The organism is Paenibacillus sp. MMS18-CY102, assembly GCF_009789195.1.
In the GTDB taxonomy this organism is placed as follows: Bacteria; Bacillota; Bacilli; order Paenibacillales; family Paenibacillaceae; genus Paenibacillus_T.
This window is the reverse complement of record NZ_WSTC01000005.1, coordinates 108,186-134,222: the sequence shown is the minus strand read 5'-3', so window position 1 is coordinate 134,222 and position 26,037 is coordinate 108,186. Positions and strand designations below refer to the sequence as shown.

Here is a 26,037-nt window from a genome sequence, read left to right as displayed (position 1 = left end):
GTAGCCCATCGGGCTTGTTGCGACATGAATATCACTCGATAAACCTGAGAGGAGTGCCGAGCATGAAAGAAATATCGGCCGGAGGCGTCGTCTATCGCCGCACCGAGGAGAATGTGCTTCAAATACAACTTATTCAGGATCGCTATGGCAAAGTGTCGCTGCCTAAAGGGAAGATGGAGCCAGGCGAAACCGTGGAGCAAACCGCATTAAGAGAGATCGTCGAGGAGACAGGGATGATCGGCACGATCATCTCGCCAATCGATCAGATCAAATATCAATACCGGCATGAAGCCAAAGGATTGGTGGATAAAGAGGTTCATTATTATTTGGTCGAGGCAGTCGGCGGATCCCTGCAGCCTCAAGTCGAAGAGATTCGAGGCGTGGATTGGTTTTCGCCAGAGGAAGCTTGGCGGAAACAACGGGCTTCAGGCTATGATAACAATGATCGAATTGTCGCAGGTGCATTAAAGCTGCTGGGCATAGAGGCTGAAGGACATGCCTGAGTTATGGACGCCCGATAAAAATATCGCACAGTTTATCGACCATACGCTCCTTAAGCCTGGTGCGGTTAGCGCGGACCTTGAGAAGCTATGCCAAGAAGCTGTGTTGCACCAATTTTACAGCGTTTGCGTAAACGGTTCGTGGGTGTCCTTTTGCAAGGAGCAGCTCACCGGTTCGAATGTAGCTGTTAGTGCGGTTGTCGGATTTCCGCTCGGCGCGATGTCAACGAAGATCAAAGCAGCAGAAGCAGATGCCGCAGTAGAGGACGGTGCAGCTGAGATCGATATGGTACTGCCGATTGGTGCATTAATTGAGGGGCGTTATGGCGTGGTCGCATACGATATTGGAGCTGTTGTCCGCGCTGTAGACGGCAAAGCAATCGTTAAAGTTATTATCGAGTCCGGCATGCTCACCGATGAGCAAAAATCTGAAGCATGCCGCGTCGCGGAAGCGGCTGGCGCCCATTACGTGAAAACGTCAACCGGCTTCGGAATCGGTGGAGCAACGGAGCGAGACATCAAGCTGATGCGAGCTGCTGTAACGCCTGGCATAGGGGTTAAAGCATCTGGGGGCATTCGGGACCGGGAAACCGCTGTTCAGATGCTCAATGCTGGAGCTAACCGCTTAGGCACGAGTGCTGGCATTGCGATCGTTACAGCTGCTGGAGCGTTGGCTTCCGGGCAATCGGGAGATAACACAGCGGCAGGGCAAGCAACGAACACACTATATTAAAGATCGTTTGGGCATGCGCGATTTGAGCGGAAGGCTCAGAGGACATGCTGGCCGTTAGGGTGGAGAGCAGTGGAATTAGCGGCAAGAACAATAGCGCACCTGCAACGTTTAAAACGATGTGCGAGAGAGCTACATATCTGCCCGCCTGCGTGGCGCTGATTGCAGCGAGTATAGCGGTGAAGCAGGTACCGACGTTTGCGCCCAGCACGATGGCAATGCTTATCTCGATCGGCATGGCGCCGATGGAAGCGAGCCCCATGATAATGCCAATGACTGCTGCACTGCTATGGATAGCGGCTGTCAATAACGTTCCTGCAACGATGCCCCAGAGCACGCTCGAGTGCGCGCGATTGAGAAACCATTCGAACATGCCGCTTGCTTGCAAGGAAGGGCCAATCGATTGCATCGTCGTTATGCCGATTAGAATTAGTGCGAAGCCGATGGCGACGACTGACAAGAGCCTTAGTGGCATTAAGAGCGGTTCAACACGCCGCCATGCGAGTACGCGCATTTCGCCCAGCATGGCTGTCAACAGCCATGCAGCAGCTGCGCCAAGCAGCAGAGGCATGCCCAATCTTCCGAGCTGCAAGCCGATAAGCTCGGTGGTGAGGCAAGTGCCGATATTCGTGCCCAGCACGATGCCGAGTGTGCGAGGAAACGTTAGGAGGCCTGCATTCACAAGGCCGATGGATAGAACGGTAACGGCGGTGCTGCTCTGCAGCACCGCCGTTGTTGCGGTACCCGTTAGCAGCCCGTGTAGCGGTGTTGCAGTGAATCGGCGGAGAATGGCAGCGAGATAAGGCCCCGCCCAACGGCTAAGCGCGAGCTCCATTAGCTTCATGCCTGCCATGAAGATTGCAAATCCAAGAAGGACAGGGCCAATAATGGAATGGAACATAAGATAGCTCCTTTCAGGAGATGGTCGTTGTCGTTATAAACGTATAGATTCGAGCAATCGCATCTGAACGGTAATGTCACCCTCACTCCACGGCATTTGAGAAAACCAACGTGTGTTTTCCCTCCCAATGGATGCTGCCCATGCGGTGTGAGCAATGGATGCTGAGTGACTTCCGGGGCCACTGGAGTGACCGCGTCCGCGTTCGTGCTCTAACGGACTGAGGAGACGTTATATGGCCGAAAACAGCCATTTTTCTGCTGTAACGGACCCAGGAGGCGTTATATAAGCAAAATCGCCGCATTGTGCCTGCAAATGTGCTGAATAAGGGCCGTGGAGTCCGTTACAGTTACAAACAGCGCCTTTAGAGGGAAATAACGGCGCTGGAGTCCGTTAGAATTACAAACGGCAGCGATTCCCCGTAGTGGCTATAAGGTCCGTTAGTGGTTGATGTTGATTGATGCAGGCGCGATGCACGATGCGCTGTCACGCGCCAGGAGTCATGCGTCTTACGCTATGCGTCAAGCGCCACGCGCTGAAAGAACATCGCGGACGAACTGGATGAGCTGGAGCGCATGCAGACGATTGTATCCGGCATCTTCATCCATATGCGGCTGAGCGGACAAGAATGACGGGCATACGATGCCCCTAGCGAAACAATCATGACTTATTAAATACAATTCGAAGTGGAAAGGGACGGATGGAATGAAGCGGCCAACGATTATTTTGCAGCGGAACCGGAAGAAACGGCTGGAGGATGGGCACCCGTGGGTGTATGCCAGCGAGATTGACCGGATGGATGGAGAGGCACAGCCGGGGGATATGGTGGATGTGGCCAATCACCAAGGCAAATATTTAGCGAGCGGATTTTGGAATCCGGCATCGCAAATTACAGTTCGTATCGTCGGATATGAGCCGAGCGTTACGATGGACGAGGCATTCTTCGTCGAACGGTTCCGCCATTGCCAGTCGCATCGCAACCGATTCGTTGCTGACCGTGACTGCCGCCTGGTGTATGGAGAAGCAGACTTTCTATCCGGCTTAGTCGTTGACCGGTTCGGTGATGTGCTCGTTATCCAGATTTTGTCGCTCGGAATGGATGTAAGGCGCGATCTCATCGTTCGTGCGCTTGTAGAGGTGTTCCAGCCAATCGGCATCTACGAGCGGAGCGATGTCGGCGTTCGCTCGCTTGAAGGGCTTGATCAGAAGACTGGCGTCTTGTATGGCGATTGCCCTCGTATTGTGGAAATCAGTGAAAATGGGCTAAAAATGGAAGTGGACATCGTAGAAGGCCAGAAAACAGGCTATTTCTTCGATCAGCGCGAGAATCGTGCTTCCATCGAGCCGCTCATGAAAGGCTGGGGAGGACGCAGCGGCATCCGCCTCGAAGAGCGTCCGGCAGAGGACACGGAAATTATGGAGATCGTCCCTGTAAATGCGAATGGCAAGGAAGTGACCTTCCCTTACTGGGATGGGGCAACGGTGTTGGAATGCTTCGCGCACACGGGCAGCTTCACGCTTCATGCTTGCAAATACGGCGCGAAAAAAGTAACATGCCTCGATATTTCGGAGCATGCGATCGATACAGCTCGCCGAAACGTTGCACGCAACGGATTCGACGATCGGGTAGAGTTTGTCGTGGCGGATGCATTCGACTACTTGCGCCAACAGGCGAAGGGCGTAGACGACCGCCTCGCCCGCGCAGCGGTTAACCAAGAGGAAGGGCGCAAGGTCGACACGTCCAAAAAGCTGCAAGCAGGCGGCGGCCGGACATGGGATGTTGTCGTCCTCGATCCTCCGGCGTTTACGAAGACGCGCGGCGCTGTGAGCGGTGCGGTGCGCGGCTATAAAGATATTAACCTGCACGGCATGAAACTGGTAAATGATGGCGGCTATCTGGTGACAGCGAGCTGCTCTTACCATATGAAACCGGAGCTGTTCTTGGAGACGATTCAGGAGGCGGCGCGCGATGCGGGCAAGCTGCTGCGGCTCGTGGAATGGCGCGCGGCTGGCAAGGATCACCCGCAGCTGCTCGGCGTCAGCGAAGGGCATTATTTGAAGTTTGCAATCTTCGAAGTGCAAAGCCGGCGATAAGCGAAAAACAGCCTTCAGGCCGGCGTCGTGACGACGGCTTGGAGGCTGTTTTTGTGGTTTTATGTTAGAATGGAGTCACTTAAGAAATGATCGAATCGTAATGAAATGGAGGTGCGATCCATGGCGCTAAAGTTTGTTCTTGGCCGCTCCGGGGCGGGGAAAACACGGCATAGCCTCGACGAAATTCGCGCCAAGCTGCAGTCGAATCCGGATGGACCGCCGCTTATTATGCTCGTTCCCGAGCAGGCGACGTTCCAGACCGAGTATGAGCTGCTGCGGGAAGAAGGGAGCCGGCGGGGCACGATACGCGCACAGGCGCTAAGCTTCCGGCGTTTGGCGTTTCGCGTCATGCAGGAAACAGGCGGGACGGCACTGGTGCCAATCGATGAGAACGGCAAAAATATGCTGTTATACAAGCTCATGCATCGGCTTGAGCCTGAGCTGCGCCTTTTTCAAGGTGCCGGTGGCCAGCCTGGCTTTATCGAGCGGTTAGGCGAGCTGCTGACCGAGTGGAAACGGTATGGCGTTGAGAATGGCCGCTTAGCTGAGCTGTTCGGAAACGACGGCCCTGATAAAGGCGGAGCGGCGTCGCCGCTGCTTGCCCGTAAGCTTCATGATTTGCGGCTGCTTTATGAGGCAATGGAACTGGAGACGGCACATCTCTATGCGGATGCAGAAGATTATTTAACCTATCTGGCGCGGGGCTACGCATTAAGCCCGTCTTTGCATAAAGCTGAAATATGGATCGATGGGTTTCACGGTTTTACGCCGAAGGAATATGAGGCGTTAGCTGCCATTATTGGTTCAGCAGCGAATGTAACCGTAAACCTGACGCTGGATCGCCCTTACGAGGGCGGAGACCGCCCCCATGAGCTGGAGCTGTTCCATCCGTCAGCCCAAACCTATATTCGGTTAAGGGAGCTGGCTGAGGCAGGGGGCGTGGACATTGCATCGGTCCAATCGTTGGACGAGGCTATGCCGCGCTTGCCGAGATTCGCCCAAAGCGCAGCATTGGCGCATGTTGAGCGATATTATGCTGTCCGCCGCCCGATGGCAGATGCTTCGCCTTCCATGTTCGATCCGCTTCATCCGGAAGGGCAAATTTCGCTGCATGCAGCGCCTAACCGCCGGGCAGAAGCCGAAGCGGCCGTTCGCGATATGGTTCGCCGTGCGCGGGAGGAAGGCTGCCGATGGCGTGACATGGCGATTATGGTGCGGAATGCAACCGATTATACCGATTATTTGACCGACCTTATGCATGATTATCACATTCCTTATTTCTTGGACCAAAAGCGTACCGCTTCCCATCATCCTTTGGTTGAGTTTATCCGTTCTTCGTTAGAAACGGTGCTGCACGGCTGGAAGTATGACGCCGTATTCCGCTGTATGAAAACAGAGCTTCTTTTCCCTAGTGAACATGCTGGTTCGAGGCTAAAGCGCGAGTCGTTTGACTTGCTTGAAAATTATGCTTTAGCAGCCGGCATAGACGGCTGGCGTTGGCTAGATATCAAAAGCTGGAGGCCGCTCGTTCGCGAGTCGCTTGAGCAAGCGGAAGCGGCAGAAGCGACCCGCACGGAGCTGGAACGGTTCCAAGTTGTGCTGGAAGCGAGGGAAGCGCTCGTGGCGCCACTGCGCCAATTCAGCGATTCCCTTCAAGGCGCACAGGATGTAAGGGCGATGTGCGAAGCACTGTTTGTGCTGCTGGACCAAGCTGGGGCGGCGGACCGGTTAGAGCGCTGGAGCCATGTTGATGCAGAGGCTGGCCGCGTGCGCCAGTCAAGGTCGCACCGCCAGCTGTGGGATAGCGTCATGGCGCTGCTCGACCAATTGGTCGAGATGACAGGAGATGAACCGCTAAGCCCGGAGCTTTTTGCAGGGATGATAACGACTGGCCTAGACAGCTTGAAGCTAGCTTCGGTCCCGCCTTCCTTGGATCAAGTGTTGATCGGCAGTGTTGACCGGACCCGTTCTGGCGATGTGAAAATCTGTTATGTGCTGGGAGCTAACGACGGCGTGCTCCCGATGCGCATGCAAGAGGATGGCGTGCTGACGGAGCAAGAGCGCGACATGCTTGCAGATGCTGGACTCCAGCTTGCCCCGAGCGTGAGGCGGCGATTGTTGGATGAAAGGTTCATGATCTACAACGCGCTGTCAGCCCCGAGCCGCCACCTATGGGTCAGCTATGCGATTGCCGATGAGGAAGGGAAAAGCTTGCATCCATCCGAGCTTATTCGCCATTTGCGTACGATGTTTCCTGCATTAATAGAGCAGGGCATTCAAAGCGATCCGCTTGCCGCGATGAGCCAGATGGAGCAGCTCTCGTACGTTACACGCCCAACTGCTGCCTTGCCGCATTTGATTGCAAAGCTGCGGGAATGGCGGCAAGGAACGGCAATCGATCCGCTTTGGTGGGATGTATTCAGCTGGTACGCCATTAGGCCAGAGTGGCAGGAAGCGTTGCGGCGTCGCACGGCGTCGCTCGATTACCGTAACGAGGAGCCTCCATTGCCACCTGAGACGGCTACCAAGCTGTACGGGGAACGGCTGCGTGCCAGTGTCTCGCGAATGGAACGGTTTGTGTCCTGTCCGTTCCAACATTTTGCGTCCTATGGATTAAAGCTGCAAGAACGTGCCGTTTATCGGATTGCGGCGCCAGACATCGGCCAGCTGTTCCATGCTGCGCTTAGCCGCGTAGCAGATAAATTCGGCCGCCGATGGGGTGCCGTGACGGATGAACAAGCGGCAACTGTTGCATCCGAAATTGTGGACGAGCTTGCGCCAAGGCTGCAATCGGAGATATTGCTCAGCAGCGGCCGCCATCGGTTTATGCTCGGCCGGTTGAAAGCGATCATATCGCAGGCGGCTAGCATGCTTGGCGACCATGCGCGCCGTGCAGCGTTCCATCCCGTTGGGCTTGAGGTCGATTTTGGCCCTGAGGGCACGCTGCCTTCGCTCATTGTGCCGCTGCCGGAAGGCGGAGAGGTGGAACTGGTCGGCCGGATCGACCGCGTGGATGCCGCAGAGACCGAGGATGGCTTGCTGCTGCGCGTTCTTGACTATAAGTCGAGCGCTACAAGCTTGCGTTTAGAAGAGGTTGCGTTCGGGCTGTCGCTCCAAATGCTCACGTATCTGGATGTCATCCTGACACACGGATCGAGCTGGCTTGGCCGGGATGTGAAGCCGGCAGGCGTGCTGTATTTCCATGTGCATAATCCGCTGCTTCAAGCATCGGGGGGCATTCCGCCTGCCGAAGCGCGCAAGCTCCGGTTGAAGAAATTCAAGACGAAAGGCTTGCTTGTCGCGGATGAGCAGATTGTTCGCTTAATGGATGGCGAGCTGGAATCCGGCCACTCCGAGGTGCTGCCGTTGGCGCTCAAGAAAGATGGCTCCTTTTACAGCTCCTCATCGGTTGTGCCCGAAGACGGATGGGATACGCTTCGCAAAACGGTACGGCGTACGATCGGGCAGATCGGCGGCGCGATTGGCTGCGGAACAGTTGCCATATCGCCATATCGGCTAGGAGGCAAATCGCCATGCACGTTCTGCTCGTACAAGCCCGTCTGCCAATTTGATCCGCTGTTTGATGGGAATGACTATGTAAAGCTGCCTAAACCGGCGAAGGATGATATTTGGCGCATGCTGGATGCAGGCGAGGGAGAGGCTGCAGAGGATCATATGGGCAGCGCGATGGCAGCTACAGCAGAAGCATTCATGACGAGGAGGGACGGACGCCCATGACAGGAGTAACGTTTAGCCCGAAGCCGGAAGGCGCGTCCTGGACTGATGACCAATGGCGTGCTGTATCGGCTGAAGGCGGCGATGTATTAGTGGCTGCCGCTGCGGGCTCAGGCAAGACGGCGGTGTTGGTCGAACGCATTATTCGCAAAATTTCGGCGGACACCGATGTGGACCGTCTGCTAGTTGCGACATTTACGAAGGCTGCGGCGTCCGAGATGAAGGAGCGGGTGCGGATCGCGCTGGAAGGCGCGCTAGCCCGGGATTCGGAATCGGAGCATTTGCGCAGGCAGCTGGCTTTAATTAACCGTTCCTCCATTACGACGCTACACTCGTTCTGCCTGGAAGTAATTCGAAGCTACTATCCGTTAATCGGGCTTGATCCAGGCTTTCGGATGGCAGGAGAGACGGAGAGTGAACTGCTTCGCATGGATGCGCTAGATGAATTGTTTGAGCGCAAATATGCAGGCGAAGATACGGACAGCGGCGAGTTTTTCAAGCTTGCAGAGCGGTACGGCGGAGAACGCGGCGACGAGCCGCTGTATCGGCTTGTCCAGAAGCTGTATGATTTCTCGAGAAGCAATCCGTGGCCGGAACATTGGCTGCGTGCGACAGCGGCTAAATTTCATTTGCCGGCTAATGTCCCGCTAAGCGATACCGATTGGGTGGAAGCCGCTCGGTCGGATGTCCATCTGGCGCTCCAGGGCGCAGCAGGCCTGTTAGAGCAAGCACTTGCGTTAACCCGGCTTCCAGCGGGGCCAGCGCCATATGGGGTTACGTTCGATGAAGATAGGAAAGTTGTAGCGCAATTGATGGCCGTTGTTGCTGCCGAGCCGTGGGAGCTGTGGCCGGAGGCGTTCGCAGGCGTTTCATTTGGCCGCCTGAAGGCAATGCGCGGTGATGAATACGACAAGCAATTGCAAGAACGAGCGAAGGATTTGCGCGACAAAGCGAAGGCACTTATCGCTGGATTGGCCGACAAGTGGTTCCGCCGAACGCAGGAGCAGCTTCGCGAAGATCTGGACGAGCTTGCGCCGTTGATGGATGCCCTGTCTGAGCTCGTTATTGCATTCGGCAATCGATATGATGAGCTGAAGCGGGAGAAAGGCCTGCTCGATTTCAGTGACCTTGAGCATAGCTGCCTGCGCATCCTAAGGGCTGCCGATTCGTCGCCAGAGCAAGAGAGGCCATCCGCAGCAGCGTTGGAATACCAACAACGATTCGTCGAAATCCTGTTGGATGAGTACCAAGATACGAATACGGTGCAAGAAGCGATTGTTACGCTTATTGCACGGCCTGATAACCGATTTATGGTTGGCGATGTGAAGCAGAGCATTTACCGGTTTCGATTAGCCGAGCCGAACTTATTCCTCACCAAATATAAGACCTATGTTCCTGCGGACCAGATCGTTGTAGGCTCAGGCGAAGGTGCAGGTGCAGGCAGTTCGCCTGTATCCAGCTTGGCGCAATCTGGCGTCCGCATTGACTTAGCGCGCAATTTCCGCAGCCGGCAGGAAGTTGTCGACGGCGTTAATGGCATATTCCGGGCGGTTATGCGGGAGTCGGTTGGCGAGCTCGAGTATGACGAGCGTGCCGAGCTTGTATGCGGCGCATCCTACCCTTCGCCCGATAAGCTGAATCGATTCGCTGCGGAGCTGGTGCTTGTGGACCGCAAGGGCACAAGCGAAGCCAATGCAGCAGACGCCAGTGAGATGCCAACTGACGAGGAAGCTGGAGGTGAAGGGGACGGCGCCGCTCCTGCGATGGAAGCAGCCGAGCTCCAGACGGCACAGCTTGAAGCACGCGTGATCGCTAGGCGCATTCGTGAGCTAATGGATGAGGGGTATCCGGTATGGGATGGCAGGCGGAAAGAAACACGGCCGCTCCAGTTCCGCGATATCGTCATCCTGCTTCGCGCTACGCAGCAATGGGCCCCGATTATGATCGAGGAGCTGCAAGGGTTCAATATTCCGGCCTATGCGGAGCTAGGCACTGGATATTTTGATGCGACTGAGGTGGAAGTCATGATGTCGCTGCTGCGTATCATCGACAACCCTTACCAGGATATCCCGCTTGCTGGCGCCTTGCGGTCACCAGTTTTTGGGTTAACGGCCGAAGAGCTGGCGAAAGTGCGCATTGCTTTGCGAAGCGGCAGCTTCTATGAAGCGATTCGACATGCCGCTACAACGGCCGCAGGAATGCCAGAAGGCATTCAAATGAAGCTGGAGCGCTTCCTGGACCAGTTGGATGGATGGCGGGAGCTTGCCCGCCGTGGCTCGCTTATTGAGCTGCTGGCGCTGCTCTACCGCGATACGGGCTACTATGACTTCGTTGGGGGGCTGCCAGGAGGCGCACAACGGCAGGCGAACCTGCGGGCGCTGATGGACCGCGCCAGGCAGTACGAGGCGACCTCCTTCCGGGGGCTGTTCCGCTTCTTGCGGTTCATTGAGCGCATGCGCGACACAGGCGGCGATCTGGGCTCAGCTAGAGCGTTAGGCGAGCAAGAGGATGTCGTTCGGATTATGTCAATTCATAAGAGCAAGGGGCTGGAGTTTCCGGTCGTGTTTGTAGCCGGTCTTGGCAAAATGTTCAACATGCAAGATTTGAACGCACCTTTCTTGCTTCATAAAGAGCTGGGCTATGGTCCAAAATTCATCGATGCAGAGCTTCGCGTAAGCTATCCTACGTTGCCTTATTTGGCCATTGGCCGCCGCATGCGGATGGAATTGCTTGCGGAGGAGATGCGGGTGTTATACGTAGCGGTAACGAGACCGAAGGAGAAAATGATCCTAATCGGCTCGGTTGCGGATGCAGAAGCCAAGCTAGCGAGCTGGGACGGAGCTGCCGACTTGGAAGGGCGGCTATCGGATGACCGCCTTGCTGCCGCGCGTGCATATTTGGACTGGGTTGGCCCGCTTGCTGTTGGCAGCGGGATGCTGACAGCCATACATGCTGAGGGCGCTGAGGCGCTGGATAGCGCGCATCAGCCCGCTGCCGATGGTTTCCCAGCGGACGGGCTATCAGGAGGCATAGGCGAGCTGGCAAAGCCTGAAAGCCCAGCAACAGCAACAGCAACAGCAACAGCAACAGCAACAGCAACAGCAACAGCATCAGCCGCTGCCGTTTTGCCGCTGCAAGGCTGGCAATTCGGGGTCTTGCCTGCCGCATTATTTGTTGATGAAGCAGCAGTAAGCGCTGAGGCAACTGAGGGTGAGCGGGAACAGGAAGTGAAGGAGCGGCTTGCCGCTATCGCGGAAGTGGCCGTCATGGAGCCTTCTGATGCAGTGGGCGAAGTGAGCCGGTTGCTGTCGTGGGAGTATGCGCATTCGGCGTCTACGGCCATTCCTGCCAAAACTTCCGTAACCGAAATGAAACGGCTGCATACAGAACGCGAGGAGCGCATGTATGCCGATGCGGATACGACAGCGTTCGCGCCAATGCTGGACGATCAACCATACGGCACTCGGGGGCTTAACGAGGCTGCATCAGCGCCTGCCGACGCTACTGCCGCGTATACATTCAGGCTTCGCCGACCCCGGTTTATGGAGGAACGCGCGTTGACAGCTGCGGAACGAGGGACGGCCAACCATTTGTTCATGCAGCATATTCCGTTGAACGTTCCAATCGATATTGATGTGCTGCAGGAGACACGGGATGGCCTTATCGCAAGGCACATTATGACTGCGAAGCAAGCCGCAGCCATTGATCTGCCGGCGGTATGCAGCTTCTTCGAGAGCGCGGTCGGGCGCCGCTTGCTGGCTGCGCAATGGGTGATGCGCGAGCTGCCGTTCAGTTGCGCGCTGCCAGCTTCCCGCATTTATGGGCAGAAGCCCGCCGCTGGGGAGGACGAACCCATTCTCATCCAAGGTGTCGTCGACTGCTTGTTTGAGGATGAGGGGGGCATTGTGCTGCTCGATTATAAGACAGACCAAGTCTATGGCGGCAAGTGGGATGAAGCGGCTGAGCGCCATCGCTTCCAGCTCGACGTCTACGCAGAAGCGCTGGAACTGTCGATCGGCAAACCGATACAGGAATGCCATGTCCATTTTCTAAGTGGAGGCGTATCCGTTCGGCTGCGATGAAATACCAAGGATAGCTAGACTTGATCGGAGGACATTGAACGTGCAGAAGGAAACGACGAAGAAAAGATCTTTTACAGTGCCAATTTTGCTGGTGCTCCTTACATTCTGCCTGATTGGCAACGTGCTTTTATATTCGCTTAAGCTTCAGAATGGGCAAGATGGGAAGCGGGCGCAAGGCGAAGAAATCATCACAGCTGGGCTTGAAGCCAAGCAGCATGTCCAGCTGGTGGCGGCTTCGTTAGAGCAACTCGCAGCTTCGGCAGATGCGGCGGACCGGACAACGGTGATGTTTGCACTGGGGCAAGCATTCCAATTTGCATCACAGCTTCCAGCATTTATCGAAGCAGCAGAGTCGCGTACACTGCCGCCGCATAAGCCTGCCATTCAAGCGCCGGAAGCATTTGTAGCTGATGCAGAGCGTTCGCTTGCTGCTGTGGGATCGCATGCAGGAGCATTGACCGAGAAGGAAAAGCAATATGTAGCGGCAATGTCGGAACAGTATAAGCAGTTAAGTGCGATACTGGAGCCATTTGGCTTGGATCCCAAGGATAAAATGGTGGCGATGTCCACCCAAAGTGGAGGAAGCTGGGTAGAGATCGGCCAGAAGCTGCAGCAAATTATCGACCTGTCGAGTGCGAAGCTGTAAATTTGTGTAGTAGTGGGACTACAGCATGAACTGCGACGGAATGTTTCGGATAAAAGCCTATCCCAGCAGTAGCCGATTGCCCAATTCTGCATACAGTGTAGGAGACAGGAGGGTGATTCTGTATGGAGCTAGGCAAAACGATTCAGAAACTATCGCCGCTCAAAACGGACGCGGCAGCGAAGCCAGGCGCATCGGTGAAGCCTGCTGCAACTGGAAAGCAAAGCACGGCCGGCAAAACGCCGACGGCAGTAATGCCGATGCCTTTGCCAATGCCTGTAAAGCCTGAGGTTACAGCACCGGCAGCAGCGGACAAAACGGAGATGAAGCATTGGTGCAAGCACCATATGCATCGTTATGTATTAGCGCGGACGTATAATGGCTGGTGTACGGATGGGATCGTCGAGCATATCGATGACGAATTTGTATGTTTAGCGGTGCCATGTGGCGTTGTGATGGTTGATTCGCGCGGATTTGGCCCATTTAGCCCGTTTGGCGGTCCATTTGGGGGGCCGGTCGGTGCGCCATTTTATCCATACCCATACTATCCAAGGCGCCGTTTCATTCGCCAGACGCTGCCTCTTGCTGCACTTGTCGGCTTGTCGCTGCTTCCGTTTTATTAAACCTCTGCATAGAGGTTCCTGATAGCGCTTCGCAACCTCCGTTCTAGAGCGGCAGGAAGCTTGGCGCTTTTTTGGCGTCTCGGATTGGACGGGCGTTCCTCATTTGGATTATGATAGAGGCAACCAATTGCCGAATAGGCGAGGGAAAGGGTGTTTGAGTGATGTGTATTTTCTGTAAAATAATCCAAGGTGAGCTGCCATCGCGCAAAGCGTATGAAAGCGAAACGGTTGTCGCGTTCCACGACATCGCGCCACAAGCGCCTGTCCATGTTGTTATCGTTCCTAAGAAGCATATCGATACAATGAATGAGGTGGAGGCAGGAACTGACGATGCAGCCATTGCTGAGCTGTTCGTTGCTGCCCGCCAAATCGCCAAAGAGCTTGGCATTGCTGAATCTGGCTACCGTCTTGTGAACAACTGCAATGAGGATAGCGGCATGGAGGTTAGCCACCTTCACTTCCACTTGCTGGGCGGTAAGAAACTGGGATCAATTGTTTCGCACACTGCAAGTTGACACTGCCTTTCCTTATCATCTATAATGAAATTTGATTACGGTGAAATTCTCTGGACGGTCTGTTTCGGAGGGAGGGAAAACTGGTGTCTGAAACGAAAGTTCGCAAAAATGAGACAATCGATGCTGCACTCCGCCGCTTCAAGCGCTCCATCGCGAAGGACGGCGTTCTTGCTGAGGTTAAGAAACGCAAGCATTACGAGAAGCCTAGCGTGAAACGCAAGAAGAAGTCCGAGGCTGCGCGTAAAAGAAAGTTTTAGGAGGATCATTCCACAATGAACCTTAGCGATCGATTGAACGACGATATGAAGCAAGCGATGAAGAATCAGGACAAGTTCAAGCTTACAACGATTCGCATGATTCGTGCTTCCGTCAAGAACGTGGAGATTGATTTGAAGCGTCCTTTGGAGGATAGCGAAGTGCTTGATATACTGAGTCGGGAGATCAAACAACGTAAAGATTCCCTCCAAGAATTTGAGAAAGCGGGCCGCGACGATCTTGCAACAACTGTTGCCGCAGAAATCGATATTATTGGTGTATACCTTCCCGAGCAGCTGACAGAAGTAGAAATCAAGTCAATTGTACTGCAGGCCATCCAGGAAACCGGTGCTTCTTCAAAAGCCGAGATGGGAAAAGTCATGAGCGCTCTCTTGCCGAAGGTAAAAGGGCGAGCGGACGGTAAACTAGTAAACACGATTGTGCAACAATCATTGCAATAGCATTCGTACGGACAACTAACACTCCCTAGTTTAGGGAGTGTTTTTTCTTTGCCTTCACTTCCATGAGGCAGAAAGCGCAACGTAATGGTAAAATATGCGTATGGATGGATACAATGCCACGAAGGGGGATACATTTTGATCCAACTAGGCAAGAGGTTATTCATGGTGCCGTTTAGCCGGTTATTGGCGGCCGTGCTGCTGCCTTTAATGCTATTTCCATTGTTGTTGGTAACGGTTGTGCATGCAGAGACGAAGCCAGCTCCCGCTGCAGGGGGCGCTGTATATGTCATTCATGCGAAGCAAACGGTGCAAGCGGGGCTTCAGTCTTTCTTGGAACGTGCGTACAAGGAAGCAGAGGAGGCGCATGCGGAACGTGTTGTTCTAGTCTTGAATACGTATGGCGGCCGCGTGGATAGCGCGGAGGAGATCGGTGGCCTAATTAAAACAAGCAAGGTGCCGACTACGGTGTTCGTTGAAGGGAAAGCGGTATCAGCCGGTACATATATCGCACTGAATGCTGAACAAATCGTCATGCAACCGGGCAGTACAATTGGGGCGGCAGCTGTAGTGAATGGTTCAGGCGAGCTGATCGATAATCCGAAGACTGTGTCCTTCTGGACGGGCGAGATGATGGAAGCGGCTCGTCTTCATGGCCGTGATCCAAATTATGCAGCTGCGATGACGGATGTGAATGCTAGAATCGAATTGGCTGCAATTGGGCGGACGAAGGAGAAAGGCGATATCGTTACGTTGACCGCGTCAGAAGCGCTGAAAGCCGGCTACACAGAGCATCTTGCCCTGAATGTTGATGAGACGCTGAAGTGGCTCGGCCTTAATGAACGTTCGGTCATTGAGGTCTCGCCATCTACAGCGGAACGGATCTCAGGCTGGCTAACTTCGCCAGTCGCCATCACGGTGCTGCTGGTGCTAGGCATCGCAGGCATCGCGCTGGAGATGCTGCTTCCGGGCTTCGGGATTCCGGGCATCATCGGCATTATCTCATTTGTGCTGTTTTTTACGGGGCATTACATCGCAGGCTTTGCTGGCAGGGAATCGGTGCTGCTCTTTATTGTGGGTGTCGTGCTGCTCGTGCTTGAGTTATTTATTCCAAGCTTCGGCATACTTGGCGCGCTCGGAGCCATCGGGTTAATCGCAGGTGTCGTTACTGCAGCGCAAAGTGCGATTGTTGCCTTGTATGCGCTACTTATCGCATTCGTGTTGGCTGCAATCATCGTGTATGTGATTGCGAAGAAATACAGCCATCGCGGGATTTGGAACAAATTTATTTTGCGCGATAAGCTGTCAACTGAAGAAGGGTATGTATCTAGCCCCTCGCGCGTATCGTTAATCGGGCAGCGAGGAGTGACGCTAACGCCGCTTCGGCCAGCTGGGGCAGTTGAGTTGAATGGCGAGCGTGTCGATGTCGTTACGGATGGGCAGTTTATCGCTGCTGGCGTAGCCGTAGAAGTTGTACTTACTGAAGGGACCCGGATTGTTGTAAAACCGGTATCCCACACATCTAATCCAAACGGAGGGGTTTAAAATCATGGAGCCGCAAGTCGTCACCTTTTTAGTTATTGCTGTTGTCGCTGTCATTCTGCTGTCCATCTTTCTCAGTTTTTTCCCTATCATGCTATGGGTTTCAGCGCTCGCGTCAGGCGTCCGCATAAGCATTATTACGCTAGTAGCGATGCGGCTTCGCCGCGTCGTACCGAGCCGAATTGTCAATCCGCTTATTAAGGCGACGAAGGCAGGACTGGGGTTAACGATTAATCAGTTGGAAAGCCATTTTCTTGCCGGTGGCAACGTAGACCGTGTAGTTAATGCGCTCATTGCAGCGCAGCGGGCAAATATCCCGCTCGTATTCGAGCGGGCGGCTGCGATCGATTTGGCGGGCCGAGATGTTTTGCAAGCGGTACAGATGAGCGTAAACCCTCGTGTCATCGAGACGCCGATCGTTGCAGCTGTAGCGAAGGATGGCATTGAAGTAAAGGTTAAAGCGCGCGTAACGGTTCGTGCGAACATAGAACGGCTTGTCGGCGGCGCCGGCGAAGAGACGATTATCGCTCGCGTAGGCGAGGGTATCGTTACGACGGTGGGCTCATCTAATTCCCATAAGGATGTATTGGAAAATCCGGATTTGATCTCGCGCACTGTTCTTGGCAAAGGGCTGGATGCGGGCACTGCATTCGAAATTTTGTCGATTGATATTGCGGATGTCGATGTTGGCAAAAACATCGGTGCGCATCTGCAGACGGAGCAAGCCGAAGCGGATAAACGAATTGCACAGGCAAAAGCGGAAGAGCGCCGTGCGATGGCTGTAGCACAAGAGCAAGAGATGAAAGCGAAGGTCGTAGAGATGCGTGCACGCGTAGTGGAATCGGAATCCCAGGTCCCGCTTGCGATGGCAGAAGCACTTAAGAACGGCAAGTTAGGCGTAATGGACTATATGAACATGAAAAATATTGAGGCGGATACGCATATGCGCAGTTCTATCGGCAAACCGGATTCACAACCAGGCGATAAGGCGTAACGCATGATGGAAGATTTAATTTCGTTTCTCCTGCATAACATTTACATCGTCGTGGTCGTCCTAGGCTTTTTGTTCTCGATCTTTAACAAGAGCGGCAAGAACAAAGGGAAAAACTGGAGGATGCCGGAATTTGGCAATGGCAATCAGCATCCAGCAAGAAGCGAGCGGCCTGAACGGCCGGTTCAGGTTGACCGCCGTCCGACTGAAGCCCAACCGCTCGCTGAGGCTCAGCCGCAAATGCGGCAGCAGACGATTGTTGAAGTGCCGGCAGTGCCAGCAACAGTTGCTGTTGGCGTTGCTGCGGCACTGCCTGTTCAGCGAACTAGCGCCCCTACAGGGCGCCCGTCGCACTTGTCGCCTGCTGCTGAGCCTGCCGAGCTTGCCAATTCGTTAGGGGAAAGCCAAGATGAGCTGAAGCCGACTCTCGAGAATGTAAGGCAGGCAATCCTTTGGTCCGAGATACTAGGGCCGCCTAGAGCGAAACGCCCGTTTCGCCGATAAACGGATAACGGATAATTGTACCGCTTAAGCCCGTGTTGATGTTGGATCTTGCGATCCTCATCCGCACGGGCTTTTTAATTCGCTTCATAATCCGAGGGGCTGCTGCATAATTTGGTAAAGTACGGGAAGGGGGAACGGGAATCAGATGCGCCGCATGAACCGTAAATTACAAAAGTTAACGGCCGATTTGTTAGAGCTGCCACAGGATGTCGTTTACGACCTTCCCCGTCTGACGATGATCGGTGACCGGCAGTTATACATCGAGAACCATCGCGGAGTGCTTCATTTCTCAAGCGATCGGCTGCGATTGGCGCTTAGCAAGGGCGAGCTGGAAGTGACGGGAGCGAATCTTATCATCCGGACGATCTGGACGGAGGAAGTGTTCGTGGAAGGCGTCATTAAACATATCGAAGTGCACGGCATGTAAGGCGGCTAGCTGGACCGGCGAACCTGCCGGTTCGCTATCGGGGGTTAAGAGAGGAGAGGGCGGCGTGAAAGGAACTTGGATGCATTGGATGAGAGGGATCGTGACGGTGCAGGTGCGCGGCGACCAGCCAGAATCGTTTGTGAACCGCGCGCTTGCGGGTGGATTGGAGCTTTGGTCCATTCGCCGGACAAGCGGGGGCGAACTGGAGTTTGAGACGACGGTAAACCATTTTTTCCGGATGCGCCCATATTTGAAGCGGACGAGCTGCCGTGTCCATGTCGTGGGGCGCGAGGGGCTGCCCTTCTGGGGCGTTAAGCTTCGCCGCCGCGTGTTTTTTGGCGTTGGGCTGCTTATTTTCCTCGTTGGCATGTACGTGCTCTCCTCGCTTGTCTGGAGCGTTCAAGTAAAGGGGAATATTCATATTTCGGATGAAGAGATATTGCATGCGGCTGAAGCAGAAGGCATCCATCAGCTCCAATGGTCGTTCAAGCTGGAGGACCCTGCCGTGCTCGCCAAGCGGCTGTCGGCGCGGTTGCCGGATGCAGCGTGGGTAGGTGTCCAGAAGCGAGGCACTTCAATCGTCATCAGTGTAGTGGAGTCCACGAAACCAGAAGCAAAGCTGCTGCTGAATCCGCGCCACCTTATCGCATCAGCCGATGCGGTTATAACGGAGATTCAAGCGGATACAGGAAGGCCCGTTGTAAAGCGCAATATGCGCGTTCAGAAAGGCGACATTCTTATTTCAGGCACGATTGGCGGCGAAACGGATACGCAGACCGTGGTCGCCAAAGGCAAGGTGCGGGGTTTGGTTTGGCATGAATATACGATCGTTTCTCCTTTGACAGAAAAGGTTAAAGTATATACAGGGGACTCCAAAATCAAATGGCATCTCGTCGTAGGCGGCCGTGCGCTACAGGTAAGCGGCTTCGGCGACAGCCCGTTTGCAACTTTCGAAACGGTACAGCTGGAAGAGAAGGCGTCATGGCGAGGGCTGCACCTTCCGGTCGGCCGATTGAAGGAGACGGTAATGGAGGTTCGCCTGGATGAGCGCGTGCTAACCAAAGAGGAAGCGATTTCCAAAGGAATTCAACAAGCAAAAGCTGATTTGATGACCAAAGCGGGGTCGGATGCCGTTATCCTAGCCGAAAAACTTTTGCATGAAAAGACGGAGAATGGTAAAGTTTATTTGAAAGTGCTTTTGGAAGTAGAGCAATCCATCGTTGCAGAAATGCCACTAGTACCCACGCAAGGAGAATGAGTCTATTTGCACAATGAGACGAAGATCGTAAAATTAACGCTGCGCAACGCAGCTGAGGGACTTGCTGTATTCGGCCCCCAAGATCGGTACCTACGGCTAATTGAAAGCCAAATGAACGCTACGATTCAGTCGAGGGATGCGGAAATCGTCATTACAGGCGAGCCAGCAGAGGCTGAATCGTTGGAGCAGCTATTTAGCGTGCTGCTTCAGCTTATCCGTGGCGGCTTTACGCCAACGGAGAGGGACGTGGCGTATGCGCTTGAGCTCTCACGGCAGATGCAAGCGGATCAATTGCTTGACCTTCTGACGTACACGATTACGACAACGTACAAAGGAAAACCGATTCGGGTTAAGACGATTGGGCAGCGGCATTATATTCATACGATCAAGAAGAAAGACATCGTCTTTGGGATTGGGCCTGCTGGAACGGGCAAGACCTACCTGGCAGTTGTCTTGGCTGTTGCATCGCTTAAAGAAGGCGCTGTTAAGAAAATAATGCTTACGCGCCCAGCCGTAGAAGCAGGCGAGAATCTCGGCTTCCTTCCAGGCGACCTGCAGGAGAAGGTAGACCCTTATCTGCGCCCGTTATACGATGCCTTGCATGATGTGCTAGGGCTGGAACAGACGACGAAGCTGTTCGAGCGCGGCATGATTGAGGTTGCTCCACTCGCATATATGCGGGGGCGTACGCTGGATGACTCGTTTATTATTTTGGACGAGGCCCAGAATACGACACCTGAACAAATGAAAATGTTTTTAACCCGGCTGGGCTTCGGCTCGCGGATGGTTATTACAGGCGACGTTACGCAGATCGACTTGCCTCGGGGCAAGAAATCTGGGCTGATTGAAGCGTCGCGTATTTTGCAGGGCATTGACGAAATCGGATTCATTACCTTCTCGGAGCAGGATGTCGTACGCCACACCTTGGTGCAAAAAATTATAACGGCTTACAACCATGACGCGGAAAACCAAGCATAGAGAGGATTGTACGCTGCATGAACCGGAATAAGGACAACCGACCAGGATATTCTTCAAGGACGACAGGATGGAAGCAGAGCGCGGGCGTACGCTACGCGCTGCTTTTTCTGTTCATGCTGCTATTTTATTTTAACTTGTCCCCTTATCTCGTGCCCCAAACGTACGATGTGAAGAAGGGGGCCGTTAGCGAGAAAACGATTGAGGCGCCTAAGCCGATTTTTGATGAGAAAGCGACGCTGCAAGCGCAAGAGAAGGCAGCCGAGGCTGTCGAGCCGAGCTACACCTACGTTGCGCTTCGTGGCGACCAGTTGATGGATCAAATATTCGCTCGCATGGACCAGTTGAATCTTGACGACGGCGTTAGCACAGCAGATAAGATCGAAATTTACCGCAATGAGATACCAGGCAAATATGATGAGTATCTCGACCGGTTCGCGAAGTCGAATCATGGGCTCGGCACTTATAACGACTCGTTGCTCGAAGAAATGCTCCGTACAGCGAAGGAGCAGCGGTACACGGTGCCGGAGGAGACGTTCTATAAGCTGCCGAAGCTGTCGCAAGAGCAGCTTGCCGATATGCGCAGCATTGCGATGGAAGTCGTTCGCAAGCTGATGTCGGAACAGCTTCGGGATGCGGAGACCGCCCGCACAAGAGTGGCGGAGCTGATCAATGCGAGCTCGCTCTCTAACCGTTCTGCACGGGAAGTCGTGCAGGAGCTCGCCCGTTATGCGATTATGCCGAATAAATTTTACGATAAAGAAGAGACCAACAACGCTAAAGCTGCGGCGCGAGAGCAGGCTCAACGGGTTGAAATCGCAGAGGGCGATGTCATCGTCGCGAAAGGCGAATTGATAACGGCTGAGAAGTACGAGCTGTTAGAGAATGCGGGGCTGCTTCAGGATAAACGTTCCTACTGGCCTCAGTTGGGCGCGTTTTTGCTGGCGTTGTTATTCGTCGTCGTATTGTTTAGCTATATGGCGCAATCTGGCGGAATAAGCGGGAGCAAGCCTAAATTCGGCAATCCGCAGTTGCTCATGCTGCTGCTCATCTTTTTTATTAATTTGACCATTATGCAAATCGTAAGTTTGGCGCAGACATCGGCGACCTCTTATGTGGGTTATGTGGCGCCTGTTGCGACGGGCACGATGCTGATCGCGCTCTTGCTAGACATGAATGTAGCCATTGTGGGCTCGTTCTTGTTCGCAATTGCAGGCAGCATCATATTTAATGTTAATCGGGCACAGATATTTGATTTTAATTTTGGATTCGTCATTGCTGTCGTCTCGTTCTCCGCTATTTTTGCCGTGCATCGTGCAAGCCAGCGTTCGACGATACTCAAAGCAGGCATCATGGCAAGCCTATTCGGTGCAGTGTCGGTATTAGCGATTCAATTGCTGGGAGAGAAGATCGACCAAACTGAGCTTATCTATGCGGCGGGATTCGCCTTCGCTAGCGGCTTGATCACTGCAGTATTGGTTATAGGCATTGTGCCCTTCTTCGAGGTTACATTCGGAATATTGTCAGCGCTCAAGCTTATTGAGCTTTCCAGCCCGAATCATCCGCTGCTGCGGAAGCTGCTGACAGAGACGCCTGGCACTTACCATCACAGTGTGATGGTAGGCAATCTATCCGAAGCGGCAGCAGAGTCGATCGGAGCGGACGGGCTGCTCTGCCGGGTCGGTTCGTTCTATCATGATATCGGCAAGACGAAACGGCCGAACTATTTTATCGAGAACCAGACCAATATCGAGAATCCGCATGATTCAATCGAGCCGAAGCTGAGCAAATCCATTATCGTTGCGCATGCGCGCGACGGGGTGGAGATGTTAAGAGGCTACAATATTCCGAAGCCGATTCGGGACATTGCGGAGCAGCATCATGGCACGACGTTCTTGAAGTATTTTTATCACAAAGCGCTGAAGCAAGCAGAAGAGCACGGCGTAGAGGCGGACTTTACAGCAGATGATTTCCGTTATCCAGGGCCAAAAGCGCAATCGAAGGAAGCAGCAATTGTCGGCATCGCTGATTGCGTAGAGGCAGCGGTGCGAAGCTTGCGGCAGCCAACGGTCGAACAGATCGAAACGATGATCCACAAAATTATAAAAGACCGTTTGGATGACCATCAATTTAATGAGTGTGACTTGACGATGAAAGAGCTCGATAAAATCGCGCAGACGCTGAAGGAAGCGGTCATCGGCATTTTCCATTCGCGAATTGAGTATCCAGAAGATGTCAAACCGAAGGAGCGGCTAGCATGAGCTTGCAATTGGATTGGAGCAATGAACAGGACAAAATCGAAATTCCCGAAGCATGGATCACCCGGATCGAGCAGCTGCTGCAGATCGCTGGAGAGCAAGAAGGGCTGACGGAGGGTGATGTATCGCTCACTTTCGTTGATGATGAGGAAATTCACCGGTTGAACCGCGACTTCCGGCATGTTGACCGCCCTACAGATGTCTTGTCATTCGCTATGCAAGAAGATGGCGAAGATGAACCTGAGATCGTATTTGAGGTGGAGTCAGAGGATGAGCAGGACCCATTCTCGGGCATGTTCGGCGATATTATTATTTCGACGGAGCGGGCGCTTGCGCAAAGCGAGGAGTACGGCCATTCCTTAGAACGTGAAATTGGTTTCTTGTTCGTCCATGGTTTTTTGCATTTGATCGGCTATGACCATCAGGATGAGGAAGGTGAAGCGGAAATGACTGCGAAGCAGGAAGCCGTGCTCCAGAAAGCAGGCCTGCCGCGTTAATGCGGACGTTCCTGCAGAGTGCGCGTTATGCGGCAGAAGGGATTGCTCATGCGATTCGAACCCAGCGGCATATCCGATTTCATCTTTCTGCTACTGTACTCGTATGTATGGCAGCAGCATGGGTTGGATTATCGCCACTGGAATGGGCGGTATTGCTGATGATGTGTGCTGTTGTCATTTCGCTTGAAATGATCAATACTGCGATCGAGCTGGCAATAGACCGAATAGGGCTAGAACGCCACCCTCTTGCGAAGGCGGCGAAGGATGTGGCAGCAGGCGCCGTGCTGCTTGCTGTATTATTTGCGATTGTGGTCGGCATCCTTCTGCTCGGCCCGCCAATCTGGCAGCGCTTCTAGCTGAACTGCATGTGGCCCAATAGTAAATGCGGAAGCAAGCAATAGCTTGAAGAAGAGGGGGAGACGGCATGATCGGCAAGGGCGAACAGCCTATGCAGCCTGAGTGGCAGCAACTGATGAATGCGGCACGGGAGGCTCGCGAGCGGGCGTACGTGCCGTATTCCCATTTTCAAGTGGGGGCTGCACTGCTAGATGCGAATGGCCATATTCATTATGGCTGCAATGTGGAAAATGCGGCTTACGGCCCAACGAACTGCGCGGAAAGAACGGCATTGTTTCGCGCAATTGCAGACGGATGTGCGCCACAATCGTTTCGCGCGATTGCGGTGATTGGCGATACAGCAGAACCGATCACGCCATGTGGCGTTTGCCGGCAGGTGCTTATTGAGCTTGGCGGGCCTGCGTTACCTGTCATCATGGGCAACTTGAACGGCGACATTATCGTTAAGACCGTAGGCGAGCTGCTGCCTGGCGCATTTACATCAGCAGATTTACATGATAAAACGATCTAATTGAGATCCGGACAGGAAGGAATTAATGAACGCAATGAAACAGGAATACAACAAGGACAATCAGAACGGCAAACGGAAGTTCCACTCCGGCTTTGTAGCAATTGTAGGCCGCCCGAATGTAGGCAAATCGACGCTCATGAACCATATTATTGGGCAGAAGATTGCGATCATGTCGGACAAACCGCAGACGACCCGAAACAAGATTCATGGCGTTTACACGAAGGATGACAAGCAGATTGTATTCCTTGATACACCGGGCATCCATAAGCCGCAATCGAAGTTAGGCAATTTCATGGTCAAGTCGGCGGTCAATGCGCTTGATGAGGTTGAAGCAGCGCTGTTCCTCATCGACGTGTCAGAGGGCATCGGGGGCGGAGACCGGTTTATTATCGAGCAGTTGAAAAATGTTAAAAACACGCCGGTTTTCCTCGTCATGAACAAAATCGACAAAGTAAAGCCGGAAGAGCTGCTTAAAATTATTACGCAATACAAAGATTTGTATGATTTTGCCGAAATTATTCCGATCAGTGCGCTTCAAGGCAACAATGTGGAGACGCTGCTGGAACAGCTTGGCCGTTATTTGCCGGAAGGGCCGCAGTATTACCCTGCTGACCAAATTACGGACCACCCGGAGCAATTCGTATGCGCGGAGCTGATTCGGGAGAAGATTTTGCACCAAACGCGCGAGGAAATTCCGCATTCCATCGCAGTTACGATCGAGGATATGCGTGTGCAAGAGAATGGCGTCGTCTACATCGGTGCTGTTATCTTCGTTGAACGTGATTCGCAGAAGGGAATCATTATCGGCAAGCAAGGTGCGCTGCTCAAGGAAGTGGGCAAGCAAGCCCGCCGTGATATTGAGACGCTGCTCGGATCGCGCACATTCCTTGAACTGTGGGTTAAGGTGAAGAAAGACTGGCGCAATTCGGACCGGACGCTGAAAGATCTCGGTTTCCGCCACGATTAAGCGCCGATCGATCGATTAACGAATTTTGTCACGGATACCGTGTCACCCTTTATCGCATCCTACGAATGTCAGGGCAATATGTTTGCGATTTCTGACAGGGCGGAAAGGGTGAATACGGAATGCGAGATTTTTCGTGGAAGTATTTTGCGTTAACCGGCAATGTTGACGCGTTTTTGCTCTACAAGGAAATGCACCAATTCAGTCAAGATGAGCTAGCTAGTGACGGCATTCCAGACGAGTTGCAGGAACAGGGCGAGGAAGGGGCGCCGTCCCTGGTGTAGTGACGTGCGGCAACGGGCATCTGCTGCTTACGGCTGGAGAGGCGATAGCAGCGATTGCCTGCGATGGGGGAAATGGGGATGCTTTACCGGACCAACGCCATAATTATTCGGAGCATGGATTATGGGGAAGGCAATAAAATCGTGACCCTGCTGACCGAGGGTGGGAGCAAAGCCGGCGTCATTATTCGAGGCGCTAAAAAAGCCCGAAGCCGGCATGGCTCGCTCGCCCAGCCGTTTACATACGGTGAGTTTATTTTTTTTCGCGGTGGAAGCGGCGGTTTGGGCACGTTGAATCATGGGGAAATTATGGCGTCGAATCATTTGCTTCGGGAACGGCTTGAATTAGCAGCCTATGCGTCATATGCGGCGGAACTTGCTGACCGGACGCTTCAAGATGACGAAGCGGATCCATTTATGTATTCGCAGCTCAAGGCTTGCTTTGAAGCGATGCAAGAAGACAAGGATCCGCAGATCGTCAGCCATTTATTCGAGATGAAAGTTTTACAGCGTGCTGGATACGATCCACAGCTCAATGCTTGTGTATCCTGTGAGTCAGAGGAAGGGCCCTTTGCGCTTAGTGCAGGCGGCGGAGGCGTGCTATGCAGGAGATGCATGCACCGTGACCCCTATGCGATTCGGCTGTCAGAAGGTGCTTTGAAGGTGCTTCGGCTATTTCGCTCGCTTGATTTGCGGCGGCTAGGCAATGTGACGCTAAAGCAGGAAACGAAGAATGAAGTAAAAAAAGCGATGCGGCGGTTGTTGGATACACATATTGGGCTCCAACTGAAATCGCGCAGTTTTTTGGACCAAATGGATAAATACGAGCTCTAACTGGCATAGTTGGATAAATGGAAGGGATGCCCGCATAATGCGGGCGTCTTTTTGTTTATTCAGCGATTATCGTCTCTAGACACGAAATATGCCCATAAATGCGGT

At 53.6% G+C, this 26,037-nt stretch carries 24 protein-coding genes; 23 read left to right on the top strand and 1 reads right to left on the bottom strand.

Features of this window, described 5'->3' with window-relative positions; translation table 11 throughout:
• Window positions 1–62: 62 nt before the first annotated feature.
• On the top strand, window positions 63–503 hold the full coding sequence (locus GON22_RS05355; protein WP_160395070.1) for an NUDIX hydrolase: 441 nt from the start codon (window positions 63–65) through the stop codon (window positions 501–503).
• On the top strand, window positions 496–1,233 hold the full coding sequence (gene deoC / locus GON22_RS05350; RefSeq protein WP_160395069.1) for a deoxyribose-phosphate aldolase: 738 nt from the start codon (window positions 496–498) through the stop codon (window positions 1,231–1,233). The genes GON22_RS05355 and deoC overlap by 8 nt, the downstream gene beginning before the upstream one ends.
• Here deoC and GON22_RS05345 read toward each other — a convergent pair.
• Window positions 1,154–2,131, bottom strand: a complete 978-nt coding sequence (locus tag GON22_RS05345) for a Na/Pi cotransporter family protein (protein WP_160395068.1) — start codon at window positions 2,129–2,131, stop codon at window positions 1,154–1,156. The two genes, deoC and GON22_RS05345, sit on opposite strands and share 80 nt — an antisense overlap.
• A 702-nt stretch (window positions 2,132–2,833) precedes the next feature.
• Between GON22_RS05345 and GON22_RS05340 the strand changes: the two genes are divergently transcribed.
• From GON22_RS05340 to recO, 21 genes are all read left to right on the top strand, one after another.
• Window positions 2,834–4,222 (top strand): class I SAM-dependent rRNA methyltransferase, encoded by a 1,389-nt coding sequence (locus tag GON22_RS05340; protein ID WP_160395067.1) that lies wholly within the window; start codon window positions 2,834–2,836, stop codon window positions 4,220–4,222.
• Between the two features lie 120 nt (window positions 4,223–4,342).
• Window positions 4,343–7,960: a helicase-exonuclease AddAB subunit AddB gene (gene addB / locus GON22_RS05335; protein WP_160395066.1), complete on the top strand. Its 3,618-nt coding sequence runs from the start codon at window positions 4,343–4,345 to the stop codon at window positions 7,958–7,960.
• The gene (gene addA, locus GON22_RS05330) at window positions 7,957–12,039 is read left to right on the top strand and encodes a helicase-exonuclease AddAB subunit AddA (RefSeq protein ID WP_160395065.1); all 4,083 of its coding nucleotides are present in this window, start codon (window positions 7,957–7,959) and stop codon (window positions 12,037–12,039) included. The genes addB and addA overlap by 4 nt, the downstream gene beginning before the upstream one ends.
• A gap of 40 nt (window positions 12,040–12,079) precedes the next feature.
• Window positions 12,080–12,685 (top strand): hypothetical protein, encoded by a 606-nt coding sequence (locus GON22_RS05325; RefSeq protein WP_160395064.1) that lies wholly within the window; start codon window positions 12,080–12,082, stop codon window positions 12,683–12,685.
• 122 nt (window positions 12,686–12,807) lie between these two features.
• Complete coding sequence (locus tag GON22_RS25950; RefSeq protein ID WP_237179029.1) at window positions 12,808–13,305, top strand: hypothetical protein; 498 nt, start codon at window positions 12,808–12,810, stop codon at window positions 13,303–13,305.
• A 161-nt stretch (window positions 13,306–13,466) separates the two neighbouring features.
• Complete coding sequence (locus GON22_RS05315; protein ID WP_160395063.1) at window positions 13,467–13,820, top strand: histidine triad nucleotide-binding protein; 354 nt, start codon at window positions 13,467–13,469, stop codon at window positions 13,818–13,820.
• Window positions 13,821–13,903: 83 nt separating this feature from the next.
• Window positions 13,904–14,077 (top strand): 30S ribosomal protein S21, encoded by a 174-nt coding sequence (gene rpsU, locus GON22_RS05310; protein ID WP_005547957.1) that lies wholly within the window; start codon window positions 13,904–13,906, stop codon window positions 14,075–14,077.
• 15 nt (window positions 14,078–14,092) lie between these two features.
• Complete coding sequence (locus GON22_RS05305) at window positions 14,093–14,536, top strand: GatB/YqeY domain-containing protein (RefSeq protein WP_160395062.1); 444 nt, start codon at window positions 14,093–14,095, stop codon at window positions 14,534–14,536.
• 135 nt (window positions 14,537–14,671) lie between these two features.
• Window positions 14,672–16,078: an NfeD family protein gene (locus GON22_RS05300; RefSeq protein WP_237179028.1), complete on the top strand. Its 1,407-nt coding sequence runs from the start codon at window positions 14,672–14,674 to the stop codon at window positions 16,076–16,078.
• Window positions 16,079–16,082: 4 nt separating this feature from the next.
• Complete coding sequence (gene floA, locus GON22_RS05295) at window positions 16,083–17,069, top strand: flotillin-like protein FloA (RefSeq protein WP_160395061.1); 987 nt, start codon at window positions 16,083–16,085, stop codon at window positions 17,067–17,069.
• 6 nt (window positions 17,070–17,075) lie between these two features.
• A complete protein-coding gene (locus GON22_RS05290; RefSeq protein ID WP_160395060.1) occupies window positions 17,076–17,570 on the top strand; it encodes a hypothetical protein in 495 nt (164 codons plus the stop codon).
• Between the two features lie 145 nt (window positions 17,571–17,715).
• Window positions 17,716–17,997 (top strand): sporulation protein YqfC, encoded by a 282-nt coding sequence (gene yqfC, locus GON22_RS05285; RefSeq protein ID WP_006036292.1) that lies wholly within the window; start codon window positions 17,716–17,718, stop codon window positions 17,995–17,997.
• 64 nt (window positions 17,998–18,061) lie between these two features.
• Entirely contained in the window at window positions 18,062–19,255 is a 1,194-nt protein-coding gene (gene yqfD, locus GON22_RS05280) for a sporulation protein YqfD (protein ID WP_160395059.1), read from the top strand.
• A gap of 6 nt (window positions 19,256–19,261) precedes the next feature.
• Window positions 19,262–20,233, top strand: a complete 972-nt coding sequence (locus tag GON22_RS05275; RefSeq protein ID WP_160395058.1) for a PhoH family protein — start codon at window positions 19,262–19,264, stop codon at window positions 20,231–20,233.
• A gap of 17 nt (window positions 20,234–20,250) precedes the next feature.
• Window positions 20,251–22,491, top strand: a complete 2,241-nt coding sequence (locus GON22_RS05270; protein ID WP_160395057.1) for an HD family phosphohydrolase — start codon at window positions 20,251–20,253, stop codon at window positions 22,489–22,491.
• Window positions 22,488–22,985: an rRNA maturation RNase YbeY gene (gene ybeY / locus GON22_RS05265; RefSeq protein ID WP_160395056.1), complete on the top strand. Its 498-nt coding sequence runs from the start codon at window positions 22,488–22,490 to the stop codon at window positions 22,983–22,985. The genes GON22_RS05270 and ybeY overlap by 4 nt, the downstream gene beginning before the upstream one ends.
• Window positions 22,985–23,341, top strand: a complete 357-nt coding sequence (locus GON22_RS05260; RefSeq protein WP_160395055.1) for a diacylglycerol kinase family protein — start codon at window positions 22,985–22,987, stop codon at window positions 23,339–23,341. Before ybeY ends, GON22_RS05260 begins: the two co-directional genes overlap by 1 nt.
• Window positions 23,342–23,409: 68 nt before the next feature.
• Window positions 23,410–23,853 (top strand): cytidine deaminase, encoded by a 444-nt coding sequence (locus GON22_RS05255; protein WP_237179027.1) that lies wholly within the window; start codon window positions 23,410–23,412, stop codon window positions 23,851–23,853.
• Between the two features lie 25 nt (window positions 23,854–23,878).
• Window positions 23,879–24,820, top strand: a complete 942-nt coding sequence (gene era / locus GON22_RS05250) for a GTPase Era (protein ID WP_442954353.1) — start codon at window positions 23,879–23,881, stop codon at window positions 24,818–24,820.
• Window positions 24,821–24,939: 119 nt separating this feature from the next.
• A complete protein-coding gene (locus tag GON22_RS05245; protein ID WP_006036300.1) occupies window positions 24,940–25,101 on the top strand; it encodes a YqzL family protein in 162 nt (53 codons plus the stop codon).
• A 78-nt stretch (window positions 25,102–25,179) separates the two neighbouring features.
• Window positions 25,180–25,932, top strand: a complete 753-nt coding sequence (recO, locus tag GON22_RS05240) for a DNA repair protein RecO (RefSeq protein WP_160395054.1) — start codon at window positions 25,180–25,182, stop codon at window positions 25,930–25,932.
• Window positions 25,933–26,037: the final 105 nt, after the last annotated feature.